Origin of the sequence: Pseudomonas sp. FGI182 (assembly GCF_000511325.1) — a bacterium.
Classification (GTDB): Bacteria; Pseudomonadota; Gammaproteobacteria; order Pseudomonadales; family Pseudomonadaceae; genus Aquipseudomonas; species Aquipseudomonas putida_Z.
Genome location: NZ_CP007012.1, coordinates 4,878,605 through 4,898,525, shown reverse-complemented (window position 1 = coordinate 4,898,525; position 19,921 = coordinate 4,878,605). Strand labels below are relative to the sequence as shown.

Sequence of the window (19,921 nt, the reverse complement as noted above, 5' to 3'; positions counted from 1 at the left end):
TGAGCGTGTCCCTGATCGCTTCCGACCAATTCCGCATCGTTGTCGGCCTCGGCAAGAGCGGCATGTCCCTGGTTCGCTTCCTGGCGAGCCGGGGCATTGCCTTTGCGGTCGCCGACACCCGCGAGCAACCGCCGGAACTGGACACCCTGCGCCGTGATTACCCGCAGGTGGAAGTGCGCTGTGGTGAACTGGACGTGGACTTCCTGTGCCGCGCCAACGAGCTGTACGTCAGCCCCGGCCTGGCCCTGGCCACCCCGGCCCTGCAGCTGGCGGCCGCGCGTGGCGTGAAGCTGTCCGGTGACATCGAACTGTTCGCCCGCCACGCCAAGGCCCCGATCATTGCCATCAGCGGCTCCAACGCCAAGAGCACCGTCACCACCCTGGTCGGCGAAATGGCCGCCAAGGCGGGCAAGCGCGTGGCGGTGGGCGGCAACCTCGGTACCCCGGCGCTGGACCTGCTGGCCGATGACGTCGAGCTGTACGTGCTGGAACTGTCCAGCTTCCAGCTGGAAACCACAGACCAGCTCAACGCCGAAGTGGCCACCGTGCTGAACATCAGCGAAGACCACATGGACCGCTACAGCGGCCTGCCGGCCTACCACCTGGCCAAGCACCGGATCTTCCGTGGTGCCCGCCAGGTCGTGGTCAACCGCCAGGACGCGCTGAGCCGGCCGCTGCCGGTGGAAGGCCGCCCATGCTGGACCTTCGGCCTCAACCAGCCGGACTTCAAGGCCTTCGGCCTGCGCGAAGTGGACGGCGAGAAATACCTGGCGTTCGAATTCCAGGCGCTGATGCCGGCGCGTGAGCTGAAGATTCGTGGCGCCCACAACCAGAGCAATGCCTTGGCGGCACTGGCCCTGGGGCATGCTGCCGGCCTGCCGTTCGAACCGATGCTCGAGGCACTGCGCGAGTTCGGCGGCCTGGCCCACCGTTGCCAATGGGTGCGCGAGCGCAATGGCGTTAACTGGTACGACGATTCCAAGGCCACCAACGTCGGTGCTGCCCTGGCCGCCATCGAAGGCCTGGGTGCCGACATCGAAGGCAAGCTGGTGCTGATCGCCGGTGGCGATGGCAAGGGCGCCGACTTCGCCGCGCTGCGCGAGCCGGTCAAGCGCTTCTGCCGCGCCGTGGTACTGCTTGGCCGTGATGCCGAGCGCCTGGCCGAAGCCCTGGGCGATGGCGTGCAACTGGTCCGCGTGAAGACCCTCGACGACGCCGTGCAGCAATGCGCCGAACTGGCCCAGGCGGGTGATGCCGTGCTGCTGTCGCCGGCGTGCGCCAGCCTCGACATGTTCAAGAACTTCGAAGAACGCGGGCGCCTGTTCGCCCAGGCAGCGGGAGGCCTTGCATGATCTTCGGCATCCTCAAGCCCTATCCGTCGCCGCTGATCAGCGGCCGTGGCATCGACCTGGACTTCGCGATGCTTGCCGGCTGCCTGGCATTGCTGGGCCTGGGCCTGGTGATGATCACCTCGGCGTCCTCGGAAGTGGCTGCGGTGCAGTCGGGCAACCCGCTTTACCACATGTTTCGCCACCTGGTGTACGTGTTCCTCGGCCTGGTCGCCTGTGGCGCCACCATGCTGGTACCGATCGCCACCTGGCAGCGCATGGGCTTCATGATGCTGCTGGGTGCCTTCGGCCTGCTGGTACTGGTGCTGGTGCCGGGTATCGGCCGCGAAGTGAACGGCTCCATGCGCTGGATCGGCTTCAGCTTCTTCAACGTGCAGCCTTCGGAAATTGCCAAGGTGTTCGTGGTCGTCTACCTGGCCGGCTACCTGGTGCGCCGGCAGACCGAGGTACGCGAAACCTGGATGGGCTTCTTCAAGCCGTTCATCGTGCTGCTGCCCATGGCTGCCCTGCTGCTGATGGAGCCGGACTTCGGTGCCACCGTGGTGATGATGGGCGCGGCGGCGGCCATGCTGTTCCTCGGCGGGGTGGGGCTGTTCCGCTTCAGCCTGATGGTGGTGTTGGCAGTGGTCGCGGTGTTTGTCCTGGTACAGGCGCAGCCTTACCGGATGGCGCGCCTGATTACCTTTACCGACCCGTGGTCCGACCAGTTCGGCTCGGGCTACCAGTTGACCCAAGCGCTGATTGCCTTCGGCCGTGGCGAGTGGCTGGGCGTTGGCCTGGGCAACAGCGTGCAGAAGCAGTTCTACCTGCCTGAAGCGCACACGGACTTCGTGTTCTCGGTACTGGCCGAAGAACTCGGCGTGGTCGGCTCGCTGCTGACTATCGCGCTGTTCGTATTCGTGACTGTACGTGCCCTGTATATCGGCCTGTGGGCAGAAAAAGCCAAGCAGTTCTTTGCCGCTTATGTTGCCTTCGGCCTGGCCTTCCTGTGGATCGGCCAGTTCCTGATCAACATCGGTGTGAACGTCGGCCTGCTGCCGACCAAGGGCCTGACCCTGCCGTTCCTCAGCTACGGGGGCAGTTCGCTGGTGATCTGCTGTGCCTGTGTGGGCCTGTTGCTGCGTATCGAGTGGGAAAGCCGCACGCACCTGGGCAGTGAGGAGCACGAATTCAGCGAAAGCGATTTTGCCGAGGAGACCAATCATGGCCGCTGACGGCAAGAACGTACTGATCATGGCGGGCGGCACCGGGGGCCACGTGTTCCCGGCCCTGGCCTGCGCCCGTGAATTCCAGGCGCGCGGCTACAGCGTGCACTGGCTGGGCACCCCGCGCGGTATCGAGAACGAACTGGTGCCCCAGGCCGGCCTGCCGCTGCACCTGATTCAGGTGAGTGGCCTGCGCGGCAAGAGCAAGCTGTCGTTGCTCAAGGCGCCGTTCACCCTGGTCAAGGCCGTGCTGCAGGCGCGGCGTATCGTGCGTGAGCTCCAGCCGGTATGCGTGGTCGGCTTCGGTGGTTATGTGACCGGCCCCGGCGGCGTGGCCGCACGCCTGTGCGGCGTACCGCTGGTGATCCACGAGCAGAACGCCCGCGCCGGTACCACCAACCGCCTGCTGCTGCCGCTGGCTGCGCGTGTTTGCGAAGCCTTCCCGGCCACCTTCGCCGCCAGCGACAAACTGCGCACCACCGGCAACCCGGTGCGCCCGGAACTGTTCATGGACGCCCTGCGCGCGCCCCTGGCCGAGCGCCGTGCGCGCCTGCTGGTGATGGGCGGCAGCCTGGGTGCGGAACCATTGAACAAATTGTTGCCTAAGGCCCTGTCCGAAGTGCCCGCCGCGCTGCGGCCAGAGGTATTCCACCAGGCCGGCAAGCAACACGCGCCGATCACCGCCGAGCGTTATCACGAGGCGGGCGTCGAGGCTCAGGTAGAGCCCTTCATCAAGGACATGGCCCAAGCCTATGGCTGGGCCGACATTGTGGTGTGCCGGGCCGGCGCCCTGACCGTCAGCGAGCTGGCGGCAGCGGGCCTGCCTTCGATGCTGGTGCCATTGCCCCACGCGATCGACGACCACCAGACCCACAACGCCCAATATCTGGCCCGGGAAGGCGCAGCCTTCCTGATGCCACAAGCGACAACTGGCGCAGCGCAGCTCGCTGAACGCCTGAACGAGGTGCTGATGCAACCCGAGAAACTCAACGTCATGGCAGGCACCGCACGGCGCCTGGCCAAACCTGCCGCAACCAGCACCGTGGTCGATATCTGCCTGGAGGTGGCCCATGGTTGAGAGCCAGAAAGCCATGCCCCAGCCGAAGATGGGCCGTATCCGCCGTATCCACTTCGTCGGTATCGGCGGCGTGGGCATGTGCGGCATTGCCGAAGTGTTGCTGAACCTGGGCTATGAAGTGTCCGGTTCCGACCTGAAGGCCTCGCCGGTTACCGAGCGCCTGGAATCGTTCGGCGCCGAGATCTTCGTCGGCCACCGCGCCGAGAACGCCGCCACCGCCGATGTGCTGGTGGTGTCCAGCGCCATCAACCCGGCCAACCCCGAAGTCGCCACCGCCCTCGAGCGGCGCATTCCGGTGGTGCCGCGTGCCGAGATGCTCGCCGAGCTGATGCGCTATCGCCATGGCGTGGCCGTTGCCGGCACCCACGGCAAGACCACCACCACCAGCCTGCTGGCCTCGGTGTTCGCCGCTGGCGGCCTGGACCCGACCTTCGTCATCGGTGGCCGCCTGACCGCGGCCGGCACCAATGCCCAGCTGGGTACCAGCCGCTACCTGATTGCCGAAGCTGACGAGAGCGATGCCAGCTTCCTGCACCTGCAGCCGATGGTAGCCGTGGTCACCAACATCGACGCCGACCACATGGCGACCTACGAAGGTGACTTCAACAAACTGAAGAAAACCTTCGTCGAGTTCCTGCACAACCTGCCGTTCTACGGCCTGGCCGTGATGTGCCTGGACGACCCGGTAGTGCGCGAGATCCTGCCACAGGTCAAGCGCCCGACCGTGACCTATGGCTTCAGCGACGAGGCCGACATCCGCGCCATCAACGTGCGCCAGATGGGCATGCAGACCCACTTCACCGTGCTGCGCCGTGACCGCGAGCCGCTGGAGGTGTCGGTGAACATGCCCGGCAACCACAACGTGCTCAACGCCTTGGCCACCATCGCCATCGCCACCGACGAAGGCATCACCGACGAAGCCATCGTCCAGGGCCTGTCCGGCTTCCAGGGCGTCGGCCGCCGCTTCCAGGTGTACGGCGAACTGCCGGTCGAAGGCGGCAGCGTGATGCTGGTCGACGACTACGGCCACCACCCGACCGAAGTGGCCGCGGTGATCCAGGCCGTGCGCGGTGGCTGGCCAAGCCGTCGCCTGGTGATCGTCTACCAGCCGCACCGCTACAGCCGTACCCGCGACCTGTACGACGATTTCGTCCAGGTGCTGGGCGATGCCAACGTGCTGCTGCTTATGGAGGTCTACCCGGCCGGCGAAGAGCCGATCCCCGGCGCCGACAGCCGCCAGCTGTGCCACAGCATCCGCCAGCGCGGCAAGCTGGACCCGATCTACATCGAGCGTGGCGTCGACCTGGCGCCGCTGGTCAAGCCACTGCTGCGCGCTGGCGACATCCTGATCTGCCAGGGTGCCGGTGATGTCGGCGGCCTGGCCCCTCAATTGATGAAAAGCCCGCTGTTCGCTGGCGCCAAGCAGGAGAAGTCGAAATGACCAGCGCCTACGACAAACTGCACTCGACCCTGGACGTCAAGGCGTTCGGCCGCGTCGCGGTGCTGTACGGCGGCAAGAGCGCCGAGCGCGAAGTGTCGCTCAAGTCCGGTGCCGCAGTGATCGACGCGCTGACCACCGCCGGTGTCGACGTGGTCGCCATCGACGTGGGTGACGACCTGCTCGACCGCCTGCAAAGCGAGAAGATCGACCGCGCTTTCATCATCCTCCACGGCCGTGGCGGTGAAGACGGCAGCATGCAAGGCCTGCTCGAGTGCCTGGGCATCCCCTACACCGGTAGTGGCATCCTTGCCTCGGCACTGGCCATGGACAAGCTGCGCACCAAGCAGGTGTGGCAGAGCCTGGGTATTCCGACCCCGCGCCACGCGGTGCTGGCGAGCGAAAGCGATTGTTTGCAGGCCAGCACGGAACTGGGCTTCCCGCTTATCGTCAAACCCGCCCATGAAGGTTCCAGCATCGGCATGGCCAAGGTGAACAGCGCCCAGGAACTGGTCGCCGCCTGGCAGGATGCCGCCCGATACGATTCCCAGGTACTGGTGGAGCAGTGGATCCACGGGCCGGAGTTCACCGTCGCGGTATTGCGCGGCCAGGTGCTGCCGCCGATCGCCCTGGGTACGCCGCACGTGTTCTACGACTACGACGCCAAGTACATCGCCAACGATACCCAGTACCGCATTCCGTGCGGCCTGGACAGCGTCAAGGAACAGGAACTGATCGACCTGACCGCACGTGCCTGCGATGCCATCGGCATCGAAGGCTGGGGGCGGCTGGACGTGATGCAGGACGAGCAGGGCCGGTTCTGGCTGCTCGAAGTCAACACCGCACCCGGCATGACCGACCATAGCCTGGTGCCCATGGCGGCCCGCGCAGCCGGCCTGGACTTCCAGCAACTGGTGCTGGCGATCCTGGCCGAAAGCGTGGCGACGCGAGGTTAACAACCATGCAAGGCGCGATGATACGTCAGCAGCAACCCGTTACCGGCCGTAGCAAGCCGGTGCCGCGTGGTGCCAGCCGGCTGGTGGCCGACGAGCCCGTATCGGCGCGCCTGCCGCGGCCAAGCCTGGGTGGTCTCAAGCGCCTGCTGTGGCCGGTGCTGCTGGTGGCGGCCGGGTTTGGCGCCTACGAGGGCGCCATTCGCCTGATGCCGTACGCCGACCGGCCGATCACCAAGATCGACGTGCAGGGCGACCTCAGCTACATCAGCCAGCAGTCGGTGCAGCAGCGTATCGCGCCCTACGTGGCAGCGAGCTTCTTCAGTGTCGACCTGCCGGCGATGCGCGCAGAGCTCGAGCAGATGCCGTGGATCGCCCACGCCGAAGTGCGCCGGGTGTGGCCCGACGAGGTGGTGATCCGCCTGGAAGAACAGTTGCCGGTGGCGCGCTGGGGTGACGAAGCCTTGCTCAACAACCAGGGCCAGGCCTTCACCCCGCGCGAACTGGCCAACTACGAGCACCTGCCGCAGCTGGCCGGGCCGCAGCGTGCTCAGCAACAAGTGATGCAGCAGTATCAGGTATTGAGCCAGATGCTGCGCCCCCTGGGCTTTTCCATCGCTCGCCTGGAGCTGCGCGAGCGAGGCAGCTGGTTCCTGACCACGGGCGCGAGCAGCGCCGGGCCGGGTATCGAGCTGCTGCTGGGGCGCGACCATCTGGTGGAGAAGATGCGCCGTTTCATTGCCATTTACGACAAGACACTCAAAGACCAGATCAGCACTATCGCCCGCATTGATCTGCGTTACTCCAACGGACTTGCCGTTGGTTGGCGGGAACCGATTGCACCGACGACGGCCCAACCCGCCGTTGCGAAGAATTAGAGAGAGGCAGGACCATGGCAAACGCGCATAGCGGCAAAATGATCGTCGGGCTGGACATCGGCACCTCCAAGGTGGTGGCGCTGGTGGGTGAAGTGGGCGAGGACGGCACCCTGGAAATCGTCGGGATCGGTACCCATCCGTCCCGCGGCCTGAAAAAAGGCGTGGTGGTGAACATCGAGTCCACCGTGCAGTCGATCCAGCGCGCCGTGGAAGAAGCGCAGCTGATGGCCGGCTGCCGCATCCACTCGGCCTTCGTCGGCGTGGCCGGCAACCACATCCGCAGCCTGAACTCCCACGGCATCGTCGCCATTCGCGACCGCGAGGTCAGCCTGGCCGACCTGGAGCGCGTACTCGACGCCGCCCAGGCCGTTGCCATCCCGGCTGACCAGCGCGTGCTGCACACCCTGCCGCAGGACTACGTGATCGACAACCAGGAAGGCGTGCGCGAGCCGCTGGGCATGTCTGGCGTACGTCTGGAAGCCAAGGTCCACGTGGTCACCTGCGCGGTCAACGCGGCGCAGAACATCGAAAAATGCGTACGCCGCTGCGGCCTGGAAATCGACGACATCATCCTCGAGCAACTGGCCTCGGCCTACTCGGTGCTGACCGACGATGAAAAAGAGCTGGGCGTGTGCCTGGTGGACATCGGTGGTGGCACCACCGACATCGCCATCTTCACCGAGGGCGCGATCCGTCACACCGCGGTGATCCCGATTGCCGGCGACCAGGTGACCAACGACATCGCCATGGCCCTGCGTACCCCGACCCAGTACGCCGAAGAAATCAAGATCCGCTACGCCTGCGCCCTGGCCAAACTGGCTGGCGCCGGCGAGACCATCAAGGTGCCAAGCGTGGGTGATCGCCCACCGCGCGAGCTGTCGCGCCAGGCCCTGGCCGAGGTGGTGGAGCCACGTTACGACGAGCTCTTCACCCTGATCCAGGCCGAGCTGCGCCGCAGCGGCTACGAGGACCTGGTGCCGGCCGGCATCGTCCTCACCGGCGGCACCGCCAAGATGGAAGGCGCCGTGGAACTGGCCGAGGAAATCTTCCACATGCCGGTACGCCTGGGCGTGCCGCACAGCGTTCGGGGGCTCAGCGACGTGGTTCGCAACCCGATCTATTCCACCGGCGTGGGCTTGCTCACCTACGGCCTGCAGAAGCAGACCGAAGACCTGCCCCTGACCGGTAACAGCAGCAACAACAGCTATGGCGATGAACCGAAGGCTCCAGTGCTTGAACGCTTCAAGCGCTGGGTCCAGGGCAATTTCTAAGTTTCAAAGCAGTAGTGGTAGGCGCGACAACTAGAGAACTGTAAGGAGAGGGAAAATGTTCGAGCTCGTAGACAACGTCCCGCAAAGCCCGGTCATCAAAGTGATCGGTGTTGGCGGTGGTGGCGGCAACGCCGTCAACCACATGGTCAAGAGCAGCATCGAAGGCGTGGAATTCATCTGCGCCAACACCGATGCTCAGGCGCTGAAGAACATCGGCGCGCGCACCATCCTGCAATTGGGCACTGGCGTGACCAAGGGCCTGGGTGCCGGTGCCAATCCGGAAGTCGGCCGCCAGGCCGCGCTGGAAGACCGTGAGCGCATCGCTGAAGTGCTGCAGGGCACCAACATGGTGTTCATCACCACTGGCATGGGCGGCGGTACCGGTACCGGTGCAGCGCCGATCATCGCCGAAGTGGCCAAGGAAATGGGCATTCTCACCGTTGCCGTGGTGACCCGTCCGTTCCCGTTCGAAGGCCGCAAGCGCATGCAGATCGCCGATGAAGGCATCCGCATGCTGGCCGAAAGCGTCGACTCGTTGATCACCATCCCCAACGAGAAGCTGCTGACCATCCTGGGCAAGGATGCCAGCCTGCTGTCCGCCTTCGCCAAGGCCGACGACGTACTGGCCGGTGCCGTGCGCGGTATCTCCGATATCATCAAGCGCCCGGGCATGATCAACGTCGACTTCGCCGACGTGCGTACCGTGATGGGTGAAATGGGCATGGCCATGATGGGTACTGGCTGCGCCAGCGGCCCGAACCGTGCGCGTGAAGCCACCGAGGCAGCGATCCGCAACCCGCTGCTGGAAGACGTCAACCTGCAGGGCGCCCGCGGCATCCTGGTGAACATCACCGCAGGCCCTGACCTGTCGCTGGGCGAGTACTCCGACGTGGGTAGCATCATCGAAGCCTTCGCCTCCGACCACGCCATGGTCAAGGTCGGCACCGTGATCGACCCGGACATGCGTGACGAGCTGCACGTGACCGTAGTGGCCACCGGCCTGGGCGCGCGCATCGAGAAGCCTGTGAAGGTGGTCGACAACACCCTGCAGACTGCCCAGCAGGCATATGAGGCTTCCAACCCGGCTCCGGTTCGCCAGGAGCAGCCTGCGGTCAACTACCGTGACCTGGAGCGCCCGACCGTAATGCGCAACCAGGCCCATGCAGGTGCTGCTGCAGCCGCTAAACTGAACCCTCAGGATGACCTGGATTACCTCGATATCCCGGCATTCCTGCGTCGTCAGGCTGATTAATGGAATTTATCAGGGGTATAAAGGTGATTGGTATTCATCAAAGGTTGGGTCTGTTATCATCCCCAGCCTTTGTTGATACCTGTTCGCAATTTGCGCTGAAGCGGCCAATGCCATGATTAAACAACGCACCCTGAAGAATACCATCCGTGCCACAGGTGTCGGTCTGCACTCCGGGGAGAAGGTTTACCTGACCCTCAAGCCTGCACCTGTTGACACCGGCATCGTCTTCCGCCGCGCCGACCTCGACCCTGTGGTCGAAATCCCGGCGCGCGCGGCCAACGTCGGCGAGACAACCATGTCGACGACGCTGGTCAACGGTGACGTCAAGGTCGATACGGTCGAGCACCTGCTCTCCGCCATGGCGGGCCTGGGCATCGATAACGCCTACGTCGAGCTCTCCGCCTCGGAAGTGCCGATCATGGATGGCAGCGCCGGACCCTTTGTATTTCTGATTCAGTCTGCCGGCCTGGAAGAACAGGACGCAGCCAAGAAGTTCATCCGCATCCTGCGTGAGGTAACCGTGGAAGAGGGCGACAAGCGCGCCACTTTCCTGCCTTTCGACGGTTTCAAGGTGAGCTTCGAGATCGACTTCGATCATCCGGTCCTCAAGGGCCAGACCCAGAGTGCGGTCGTCGACTTCTCCAGCACCTCGTTCGTGAAGGAAGTCAGCCGCGCCCGTACCTTCGGTTTCATGCGTGACATCGAGTACCTGCGCAAGCACAACCTTGCGCTGGGCGGCAGTGTCGAGAACGCCATCGTGGTCGACGAGACCGGTGTGCTCAACGAAGACGGCCTTCGTTCCGATGACGAATTCGTCAAGCACAAGATCCTCGACGCCATTGGCGACCTTTATCTGCTGGGTAACAGCCTGATCGGCGAGTTCAAGGGCTACAAGTCCGGCCACGCGCTGAACAACCAGCTGTTGCGCAAGCTGATTGCCGAAACCGATGCCTGGGAAGTGGTCACTTTCGAAGATGCCAGCACGGCACCGATCTCGTACATGCGCCCTGTTGCGGCCGTGTAAGTTCGAACACTCTCTAGTTCATTAAGGCCACCTTCGGGTGGCCTTTTTTATGGCTTGCCCTGGGCGTGGGCGGCCAATCGTTCCAGTGCTGCGCGCAGCTTGGGGTCAGTGATGCCCTCGGCGGTATCGCGCAGGCTCTCGGCTGCGTTATTGGACAGTTCCGCAGCATGGCCACCACGCTTGGCTGGCACCAGCGGGGGCTGGACCTTGTACAGGATGCGCCTGAGATTGGCGAACGCCTCCATGGCCTGTAATGCCGACATCAGGCGTTTCTGCTGATAGCGCAGGCGGGTTGCCCAGTGGCCGTCGGTTACCACCAGCAACAGTGTGCCATCGCGCCACGACGCCACATGGCAGTGCTCGCGGGCGGCTGGTTGCAGCTGGCTTTCCAGCAGGCGCTGCAGGTGTTCCAGGCGTTCGGCCTGGTTCAGCAGCAGGCGCAGCGGGCGCACCTGGCGTAGCAGGGCGGAGGGCGGCTGGGCGGGGGAGGGTTTGTAGGCCATGGGTATGTGCATGAGGTTACAAGATCAGCAGTTTAACACCTCTATAGCCTGTACCGGCCTCTTCGCGGGCTTGCCCGCTCCCACAGGCATTACACAACACTTGAGGTCTGTGGTGATCCTGTGGGAGCGGGCAAGCCCGCGAAGAGGCCGGTACAGGCAACACAAGACAAGACTCATTCTCGATACGTTTCATCTTCCCGAACCTTGAACTCAGGGAAAATGCCCCTATCTAAAACAAGCCCCCGCCAAAACGCTGTACAAGCATCGTGGAAATCCACCACTTTCCTCACCATCGTTTCCGGGTAGAATGCTCGTTCGCATGCGGCCTCAGGGCTGCACGGGCGACTCATGGGGCCGCCCTCCATCCCTACGTGTGGAAGATCCTGCCGATATGTTTGCGCCTTTGTTAAAGAAACTTTTTGGAAGCAAGAACGAGCGTGAAGTTAAACGCATGCTCAAGACGGTGAACATCGTCAATGCTCTCGAAGAGAAGATGGTGGCCCTCTCCGACGAGCAACTGCGGGGCAAGACCGCAGAGTTCAAGGAGCGCCTGGCCAAAGGCGAGACACTGGACCAGTTGCTGCCTGAAGCCTTCGCCGTGGCCCGTGAGGCCGGCAAGCGCGTGATGGGCATGCGCCACTTCGACGTGCAGCTGATCGGTGGCATGACCCTGCACGAGGGCATGATCGCAGAAATGCGTACCGGTGAAGGCAAGACCTTGGTCGGTACCCTGGCCGTGTACCTCAACGCATTGTCCGGCAAGGGCGTGCACGTGGTCACCGTCAACGACTACCTGGCCCGCCGCGATGCCAACTGGATGCGCCCGCTGTACGAGTTCCTCGGCCTGTCGGTCGGCATCGTCTCGGCCTTCCAGCCGCCGGAAGAAAAGCGCGCCGCCTACGCGTCCGACATCACCTACGGCACCAACAACGAATTCGGTTTCGACTACCTGCGCGACAACATGGCGTTCAGCCAGGACGAGAAGTTCCAGCGTGAACTGAACTTCGCCGTGATCGACGAAGTCGACTCCATCCTCATCGACGAAGCGCGTACCCCGCTGATCATCTCCGGTCAGGCCGAGGACAGCTCCAAGCTGTACATCGAGATCAACCGTCTGATCCCGCGCCTTACCCAGCACATCGAAGAGGTCGAAGGCCAGGTCACCCAGGAAGGCCACTTCACCATCGACGAGAAGAGCCGTCAGGTCGAGCTGAACGAAGCCGGTCACCAGTTCATCGAAGAGATGCTCACCCAGTCCGGCCTGCTGGCCGAGGGCGAGAGCCTGTACTCGGCGCATAATCTGAGCCTGCTGACCCACGTCTACGCCGGCCTGCGCGCGCACAAGCTGTTCCACCGCAACATCGAATACATCGTCCAGGACGGCCAGGTCCTGCTGATCGACGAGCACACCGGCCGTACCATGCCGGGCCGTCGTCTGTCCGAAGGCCTGCACCAGGCCATCGAAGCCAAAGAGAACCTGAACATCCAGGCCGAGAGCCAGACCCTGGCTTCGACCACCTTCCAGAACTACTTCCGCCTGTACACCAAGCTGTCCGGCATGACCGGTACCGCCGACACCGAAGCGTTCGAGTTCCAGTCGATCTACGGGCTCAACGTGATGGTCATTCCGCCGAACAAGCCGTTGGCGCGTAAAGACTTCAACGACCTGGTGTACCTGACCGCCGACGAGAAATACGCCGCGATCATCGCCGACATCAAGGAAAGCATGAAGCAGGGCCGCCCGGTGCTGGTGGGTACTGCGACCATCGAAACCTCCGAGCACATGTCCAACCTCCTGAAGAAGGAAGGTATCGACCACAAGGTGCTCAACGCCAAGTACCACGAGAAGGAAGCCGAGATCATCGCGCAAGCCGGTGCGCCAGGTGCCCTGACCATCGCCACCAACATGGCCGGCCGTGGTACCGACATTCTGCTGGGCGGTAACTGGGAAGCCGAAGTGGCTGCCCTGGAAAACCCGACCGCCGAGCAGATCGCCCAGATCAAGGCCGACTGGCAGAAGCGTCACCAGCAGGTGATCGAGACGGGTGGCCTGCACGTGATCGCTTCCGAGCGCCACGAATCGCGCCGTATCGACAACCAGCTGCGTGGCCGTTCCGGCCGTCAGGGCGACCCGGGCTCCAGCCGCTTCTACCTGTCGCTGGAAGACAGCCTGATGCGTATCTTCGCCTCTGACCGGGTGAAGAACTTCATGAAGGCGCTGGGCATGCAGTCCGGCGAGGCCATCGAGCACCGCATGGTCACCAACGCCATCGAGAAGGCCCAGCGCAAGGTCGAAGGCCGCAACTTCGACATCCGCAAGCAGTTGCTGGAATACGACGACGTGGCCAACGAGCAGCGCAAGGTGATCTACCACATGCGCAACAGCCTGCTGGCCGCCGAGAACATTGGCGACACCATCGTCGAATTCCGCAAGGAAGTACTGGACGCTACGATCAGCCAGCACATTCCGCCGCAATCGCTGCCAGAGCAGTGGGACGTGGCCGGTCTGGAAGCTTCGCTTGCCAGCGATTTCGCCATGAAGCTGCCGATCCAGCAGTGGCTCGACGAGGACGATCACCTCTACGAAGAGACCCTGCGCGAGAAGCTGCTGAACGAAATCACCACCGCGTACACCGAGAAGGAAGACCAGGCCGGTATGGAAGCCCTGCGTACCTTCGAGAAGCAGATCCTGCTGCGCGTGCTGGATGACCTGTGGAAAGACCACCTGTCGACCATGGACCACCTGCGTCACGGTATCCACCTGCGTGGTTATGCGCAGAAGAACCCGAAGCAGGAGTACAAGCGCGAATCCTTCAGCCTGTTCCAGGAGCTGCTCGAGTCGATCAAGCGCGACACCATCCGTGTGCTGTCGCACGTTCAGGTACGCCGCGAAGACCCGGTCGAAGAGGAAGCCCGCCTGCGCCGCGAGGCCGAGGAACTGGCCAGCCGCATGCAGTTCCAGCATGCCGCTGCCCCGGGCCTGGAAAGCGAGCAACTGAACGAGGAGGGCGCCGAAGTGGCCGTCGCCTCGGCACCGGTGCGCAACGAGCAGAAGCTGGGCCGCAACGAGCCGTGCTGGTGTGGTTCGGGCAAGAAGTTCAAGCATTGCCACGGGCAGATCGAGTGATCTGACCTGAATGGGGCCGCTTTGCGGCCCTGTCGTGACACAAGGCCGCTCCTACAGGAATCGCAGTACTCTTGTAGGAGCGGCCTTGTGTCGCGATGGGGCGCGAAGCGGCCCCGCTTTTTGCAATTCAACCGTATTTTCTAGGAGCGCTCTAATGGCTGTTGGTCTTGGTCCTTTGCCCACCCTGCACCCGGTTCCGGGTTTTGAACTCGGCATCGCTTCTGCCGGCATCAAGCGCCCGGGGCGCAAGGATGTGGTGGTCATGCGCTGCGCCGAAGGCTCCAGCGTGGCTGGCGTGTTCACCCTCAACGCCTTCTGCGCAGCGCCGGTGATCCTGTCCAAGCAGCGTGTGCAGGGCACCGTGCGCTACCTGCTGACCAACACCGGTAACGCCAACGCCGGCACCGGCGCGCCAGGCCTGGCCGCCGCCGAGCGCACCTGCGCCAAGCTGGCCGAACTGGCTGGCGTACCGGCCGAGTCGGTACTGCCGTTCTCCACCGGCGTAATCGGCGAGCCGCTGCCGGTCGAGAAGATCGAAGGCGCGCTGCAGGCCGCCCTCGACAACCTGTCGGAAAACCACTGGGCCGAAGCCGCCACCGGCATCATGACCACCGACACCCTGCCCAAGGGTGCCAGCCGCCAGTTCCAGCACGATGGCGTGACCGTTACCGTCACCGGCATCAGCAAAGGTGCAGGCATGATTCGCCCGAACATGGCTACCATGCTCGGCTACATCGCCACCGACGCCAAGGTTGCCCCAGCGGTACTCAAGGACCTGATGCTGGACGGCGCCAACAAGTCGTTCAACCGCATCACCATCGATGGCGACACCTCGACCAACGACTGCTGCATGCTGATCGCCACCGGCAAGGCCAACCTGCCAGAAGTCACCGAAGCCAGCGGCGCATTGTTCGAAGCGCTGAAGAAGGCGGTGTTCGAAGTGTGCATGGAAGTGGCCCAGGCCATCGTCCGTGACGGCGAAGGCGCCACCAAGTTCGTTACCGTGCAGGTCAACGGCGGTGGCAACCACCAGGAGTGCCTGGACGTCGGCTACGCCGTGGCCCACTCGCCGCTGATCAAGACTGCGCTGTTCGCTTCCGACCCCAACTGGGGCCGTATCCTCGCCGCCGTTGGCCGTGCCGGCGTACCGGAGCTGGATGTGAGCCTGATCGATGTGTACCTGGACAGCGTGTGCATTGCCAGCAAAGGCGGCCGCAGCCCAAGCTACACCGAAGACCAGGGCGCCAAGGTAATGGCCCAGGAAGAGATCACCATCCGCATCGAGCTGGGCCGTGGCCAGTGCAGCGAAACCATCTGGACCACCGACCTGTCCCACGAGTACGTGAAGATCAACGCCGAGTACCGTACCTGATGTAATTGGGGCCGCGTTGCGGCCCATCGCGACACAAGGCCGCTCCCACAAGGACCTGCGTACACCGCCCCATGTGGGAGCGGCCTTGTGTCGCGAAAGGGCTGCAGAGCAGCCCCAAAATTCCCAAACGATGGAGCCGAACCATGAGCTATCACCTGATCATCGGCGACAAGCTGTATTCCTCCTGGTCGCTGCGTGGCGCCCTGGCCCTCGAGCTGGCTGGCGTGCCTTACGAAGAAACACTGATCAAACTCAACCAGCCTGACACCCGTCAGCGCATCCTCGCCTTCTCTGCTACCGGCAAGGTACCGCTGCTCAAGACCGAGCACGGTGTGATCGCCGACTCGCTGGCCATTGCCGAATACCTCAACGAACGCCACCCCGACGCCCAGCTGTGGCCTGCCGACGTGGCGGCCCGGGCCCAGGCCCGTTCGGCCTGCGCGCAGATGCACAGCGGCTTCTTCGCCCTGCGCGGTGCCATGCCGTTCGACCTGTCGCGCGACCAGGCGCTGGACAGCGTGCCGCTGGAGGTTCAAATCGATATCGACCGTATCGTTGCACTGTGGTCCGAATGCCGCTTGGTGGCCAAGGACAGCGGCCCGTTCCTGTTCGGCAAGCCGAGCCTGGCCGATGCCTTCTTCGCCCCGGTGGCCGTACGCCTGCGCACCTACCGCGTGGAAGTGCCTGCGGAGGCGGCGGCCTATATCGAAACCATTTACCATTGGCCGGCCTTCCAGGCCTGGCAGCAGGCTGGCCTGGCGGAGCGTGAAGGGTGAAACGGATTCATGTTGTAGCCGCTGTCATTCGTGGTACTGACGGCCGCATTCTGATCGCACGGCGTGCCGATACCCAGCACCAGGGCGGCCTGTGGGAATTCCCGGGCGGCAAGGTGGAAGAGGGTGAGGGCGTCGAGGCCGCGCTGGCCCGCGAGCTGCGCGAGGAGCTGGGCATCGAGGTAAGCCGTTCGCGTGCGCTGATCAAGGTCAGCCACGACTACCCGGACAAGCAGGTGCTGCTGGACGTGCGCGAGGTCGAGGCGTTCACCGGCGAGCCGCATGGCGCCGAGGGCCAGCCGCTGGAATGGGTTGCCCCACGTGATTTGCCCCAGTACGAATTCCCCGAGGCCAATAAACCGATCGTTGCAGCCGCGCGCCTGCCGGACCAGTACCTGATCACCCCCGATGGCCTGGAAGTGCCGCAGATGCTCAAGGGCATCCAGAAGGCGGTGGCCAGCGGCATTCGCCTGATCCAGTTGCGTGCCCCGGACATGTACGACCCCAAGTACCGCGATGTGGCGGTGGATGCGGTCGGCCTGTGCGCGGGCAAGGCGCAGTTGATGCTCAAGGGGCCGCTGGAGTGGCTGGGTGACTTCCCAGCCGCGGGTTGGCACCTGACGGCTGCACAACTGCGCAAGTATGCCGCCAACGGCCGGCCGTTCCCCAAGGAGCGCTGGCTGGCGGCGTCCTGCCACAGTGCCGAAGAGCTGGCGCTTGCGGAGCAGATGGGCGTGGACTTCGTCACCTTGTCGCCGGTGCAGGCAACCCTGACACACCCTGAGGCGGTGCCGCTGGGGTGGGACGAGGCACAGCGGTTGATTGCCGGGTTCAACAAGCCGGTCTACCTGCTGGGTGGGGTAGGGCCGGGTGAGCGCGAGCAGGCCTGGGAAGCGGGGGCACAGGGTGTGGCCGGGATCCGGGCGTTCTGGCCCGAGATCTGAGTCGCCTGTAATTGGGGCCGCTTTGCGGCCCATCGCGACACAAGGCCGCTCCTACACAGGAATCGCGTAATCCTGAATGAATCGCGACCCCCCTGTAGGAGCGGCCTTGTGTCGCGATGGGCTGCGCAGCAGCCCCAAAAATATCAGCCCTGCGGCTTTTCAGCAGGCTGCCACAAAACCTCAGCCACCCCCTGCCGCCGCCCAATGATCCGCGCCGCCACGAACAGCAGATCCGAAAGCCGGTTGATATACGCCAACCCAACCCCCGCCAACGGCTCCAGCGCATTCAGCTGCTGGCACCGTCGCTCCGCACTGCGCGCCAGGCTCCGGCACACATGCGCCTGCGCCACCAGCGCCGAGCCACTGGGCAAGATGAAGTTCTTCAACGGCCCCAGCTCTTCATTCCACACATCGATCGCTGCTTCCAGGCGTTCCACTTCCGCCAGGTTCAACGCCTGATAACTGGGCATCGCCAGCTCACCGCCCAGGTCAAACAGGCGGTGCTGACACGGCGCCAACACCGCGCTCACTTCATCCAACCCTTGTTCGGCCAGCCCCGCCAGCAGCACACCCAGTTGGCTGTTCAGGCTGTCCACCTCGCCAATCGCTTCGATCCGTGGGTGGTCCTTGGGCACCCGACGCCCGTCGCCCAGGCCGGTTTCGCCTTTGTCGCCGGTGCGGGTGTAGATCTTCGACAGGCGGTAACCCATGTCATTTCTCCGTTTTGGCCGGCGCCGCCGCTGCCGGCTGGCCGAGGGGCAGGCGCAGGGTGAAGCAGGTACCCTGGCCGGGCGTGGATTGCACTTCCATCTGCCCCTTGTGGTTGTTGGTGATGATGAAGTACGAGACCGACAGGCCCAGCCCGGTGCCCTGGCCGATTTCCTTGGTGGTGAAGAACGGCTCGAAGGTGCGTTTGCGCACCCCCTCGGGCATGCCGACGCCGTTGTCCTCGACCTGGATTTCCGCCCATGGCGGGCTCAAGCGGGTGCGCAGGGTGATGCGCCCGGGCTCGCTCGGCTGCGGCCGCTGGTGGATGGCCTGGGCGGCGTTTTTCAGCAGGTTCAGCAGCACCTGCTCCAATTCGTTGGCGGTGCACGGCACCTGCCCCAGTTCTGGGTCGAACTGGCGCACGATGGCCTGGCCCTTGAAGTCGAAGCCGATGGCCAGGTCGAAGTCGTTGCCGGCAATCTCCACCGCCTGATCGATCAGCGCCGGCAGGTCGCACGGCGCCAACTGGCGGTTGCTGCGGCGGCTGAAACTGAGCATGTGGGTGACGATCTTCGCCGCCCGCGCACCGGCCTGCTGGATGCCGTCGAGCAATAGCGGCACTTCGCGGCTCTCCAGATAGCGGTTGACCGTGGGCAGGTCGATGCCCAGTTCCTCGGCCTGCTCCTGGTTGCGCGGCAGCTCGGGTGACAGGCGCCGGCGGATGTTCTGCACGTTATGCAGGATCGCGCCTAGCGGGTTGTTGATCTCGTGGGCCATGCCGGCGGCCAGGCCGCCGACCGAAAGCATCTTCTCCGATTGCACCATCATTTCCTCCAGGGACAGGCGCTGGGTGATGTCGTCGATACGGATGACCACGCCACGGCCGCCGCCACCGGTCAGCGGGTAGAAGGTCAGGGCGTAGTGGCGCAGGTCGTCGCCCTTGGGCCAGGTGACCCGCTCGATCTTCGCCACCCGGTGCTTTTCCACGGTTTCCTTCAGCTGTGGCAGGAACGGCTTGAGCGGTTCGAAGGCGATGAAGATCGGCTGGTTCAGCGCTTCGTCCAGTGGCGTGCCGGAAAGCACCGTGGCTTCGTGATTCCACTGGGTCACGTAGAGCTGTTCGTCGAGAGCGATCAGCGCCGAAGGCATCGAGTCGATGATGCTGTTGAGGTAATTCTGGAAACCGGTGAGTTTCTTCTCGATCTTGCTGCGCACCTGGACTTCCAGCTCCAGCTTGCGGTTGGTATGGCGGGTTTCCTCGGCCAGCCCCTGGGCCTGGTCATAGGCCTCCTGGAACTCGTCGCGGGTGCGCTTGAGCTGCTGTTCGCGGGCTTCGATGCGCGAAAGCATGGTATTGAACGCTTCGGCCAGGCTGCCGATTTCGTCGTCGTTGCCGCGGTGCGCACGCAGGGCATAGCTTTCTTCGCGGGTGACCTGGCGGCTGAGCTCTTCGAGCTGGTTGATCGGCTGGGTGATCAGGCGTTTGATCTGCCGGGCGATGACGATCCACAGCAGGATGCTGAACACCAGGATGCCCAGGCTGGCGCTGAGGGTGCCGGTGTAGAAAGCCGTGGGCAGTTCGCTGCTGGCCACCAGCAGCAGGTGCGCGGGCGGGTTGGCGTCGCGTGGCATGCGGATCAGCTGGGTGCTGCGAAACTCCATCAGGCGCCAGCCGTCGATGTCGCGAAAACGCCTGGGCAACGCCAGCGGCTCGCCGTGCTGCAGTTGCGCCAGTATGCGGCCATCGCCACCGTAGATGGCGGCGGCGCGCAGCGGCGTGTAGCTGTCCAGTTCCTTGAGCAGGGCGCTGGCGGTGTCCGGGCTGTCGCCGGCGCGGGCCGCCAGCTGCGGGTTGGCCACCAGCCGGCCGATGGTGTGCAGCGCCTGTGGCGCCATGCTTTCCTGGGTGATCCAGTAGGCGGCGCTGATGAAGGTGAGGTTGGCCACCAGCAGGATGGTCACCAGCAACACCAGCAGGGCCGCCAGCAGCTTCTGCCCGACCGGGAGGTTTTCCAGGCGTTGGCGCAAGGTCATGGGCTAGGCAAT

The 19,921-nt window shown here is 64.2% G+C and carries 16 protein-coding genes; 13 read left to right on the top strand and 3 right to left on the bottom strand.

The genetic code is table 11. From position 1 onward, the window contains the following. Window positions 1–5 precede the first annotated feature (5 nt). From murD to lpxC, 9 genes are all read left to right on the top strand, one after another. Complete coding sequence (murD, locus tag C163_RS21510) at window positions 6–1,352, top strand: UDP-N-acetylmuramoyl-L-alanine--D-glutamate ligase (protein ID WP_038408387.1); 1,347 nt, start codon at window positions 6–8, stop codon at window positions 1,350–1,352. Further along, entirely contained in the window at window positions 1,349–2,563 is a 1,215-nt protein-coding gene (ftsW, locus tag C163_RS21505; protein WP_025340546.1) for a putative lipid II flippase FtsW, read from the top strand. Before murD ends, ftsW begins: the two co-directional genes overlap by 4 nt. Then, complete coding sequence (gene murG / locus C163_RS21500) at window positions 2,553–3,632, top strand: undecaprenyldiphospho-muramoylpentapeptide beta-N-acetylglucosaminyltransferase (RefSeq protein WP_025340545.1); 1,080 nt, start codon at window positions 2,553–2,555, stop codon at window positions 3,630–3,632. Before ftsW ends, murG begins: the two co-directional genes overlap by 11 nt. Continuing rightward, window positions 3,625–5,073: a UDP-N-acetylmuramate--L-alanine ligase gene (gene murC, locus C163_RS21495; protein WP_013974110.1), complete on the top strand. Its 1,449-nt coding sequence runs from the start codon at window positions 3,625–3,627 to the stop codon at window positions 5,071–5,073. The genes murG and murC overlap by 8 nt, the downstream gene beginning before the upstream one ends. Beyond that, window positions 5,070–6,026, top strand: coding sequence for a D-alanine--D-alanine ligase (locus C163_RS21490; RefSeq protein ID WP_015271707.1), 957 nt, complete (start codon window positions 5,070–5,072; stop codon window positions 6,024–6,026). The genes murC and C163_RS21490 overlap by 4 nt, the downstream gene beginning before the upstream one ends. A gap of 5 nt (window positions 6,027–6,031) precedes the next feature. Beyond that, a complete protein-coding gene (locus C163_RS21485) occupies window positions 6,032–6,901 on the top strand; it encodes a cell division protein FtsQ/DivIB (protein ID WP_025340544.1) in 870 nt (289 codons plus the stop codon). 14 nt (window positions 6,902–6,915) lie between these two features. Then, window positions 6,916–8,172, top strand: a complete 1,257-nt coding sequence (gene ftsA / locus C163_RS21480; RefSeq protein WP_015271706.1) for a cell division protein FtsA — start codon at window positions 6,916–6,918, stop codon at window positions 8,170–8,172. A gap of 55 nt (window positions 8,173–8,227) precedes the next feature. Beyond that, window positions 8,228–9,424, top strand: coding sequence for a cell division protein FtsZ (ftsZ, locus tag C163_RS21475; protein ID WP_003251871.1), 1,197 nt, complete (start codon window positions 8,228–8,230; stop codon window positions 9,422–9,424). 112 nt (window positions 9,425–9,536) lie between these two features. Further along, the gene (lpxC, locus tag C163_RS21470; RefSeq protein ID WP_003260771.1) at window positions 9,537–10,448 is read left to right on the top strand and encodes a UDP-3-O-acyl-N-acetylglucosamine deacetylase; all 912 of its coding nucleotides are present in this window, start codon (window positions 9,537–9,539) and stop codon (window positions 10,446–10,448) included. Between the two features lie 47 nt (window positions 10,449–10,495). Here lpxC and C163_RS21465 read toward each other — a convergent pair whose 3' ends face one another. Continuing rightward, entirely contained in the window at window positions 10,496–10,951 is a 456-nt protein-coding gene (locus C163_RS21465; RefSeq protein ID WP_025340543.1) for a DUF721 domain-containing protein, read from the bottom strand. A gap of 391 nt (window positions 10,952–11,342) precedes the next feature. Between C163_RS21465 and secA the strand changes: the two genes are divergently transcribed. The 4 genes from secA to C163_RS21445 all read left to right on the top strand — a co-directional run bounded on the left by secA (window position 11,343) and on the right by C163_RS21445 (window position 17,167). Beyond that, on the top strand, window positions 11,343–14,078 hold the full coding sequence (secA, locus tag C163_RS21460) for a preprotein translocase subunit SecA (protein ID WP_025340542.1): 2,736 nt from the start codon (window positions 11,343–11,345) through the stop codon (window positions 14,076–14,078). A 154-nt stretch (window positions 14,079–14,232) separates the two neighbouring features. After that, window positions 14,233–15,450: a bifunctional glutamate N-acetyltransferase/amino-acid acetyltransferase ArgJ gene (argJ, locus tag C163_RS21455; RefSeq protein ID WP_023662147.1), complete on the top strand. Its 1,218-nt coding sequence runs from the start codon at window positions 14,233–14,235 to the stop codon at window positions 15,448–15,450. Between the two features lie 143 nt (window positions 15,451–15,593). After that, window positions 15,594–16,226, top strand: coding sequence for a glutathione S-transferase family protein (locus tag C163_RS21450; RefSeq protein ID WP_025340541.1), 633 nt, complete (start codon window positions 15,594–15,596; stop codon window positions 16,224–16,226). Further along, the gene (locus C163_RS21445) at window positions 16,223–17,167 is read left to right on the top strand and encodes a Nudix family hydrolase (RefSeq protein WP_025340540.1); all 945 of its coding nucleotides are present in this window, start codon (window positions 16,223–16,225) and stop codon (window positions 17,165–17,167) included. Before C163_RS21450 ends, C163_RS21445 begins: the two co-directional genes overlap by 4 nt. Before the next feature lie 143 nt (window positions 17,168–17,310). Here the strand turns inward: C163_RS21445 and C163_RS21440 are convergent, their stop codons facing one another. After that, window positions 17,311–17,877, bottom strand: coding sequence for a cob(I)yrinic acid a,c-diamide adenosyltransferase (locus C163_RS21440; protein ID WP_025340539.1), 567 nt, complete (start codon window positions 17,875–17,877; stop codon window positions 17,311–17,313). A gap of 1 nt (window position 17,878) precedes the next feature. Beyond that, window positions 17,879–19,909: an ATP-binding protein gene (locus C163_RS21435; RefSeq protein WP_025340538.1), complete on the bottom strand. Its 2,031-nt coding sequence runs from the start codon at window positions 19,907–19,909 to the stop codon at window positions 17,879–17,881. Between the last annotated feature and the right edge of the window lie 12 nt (window positions 19,910–19,921).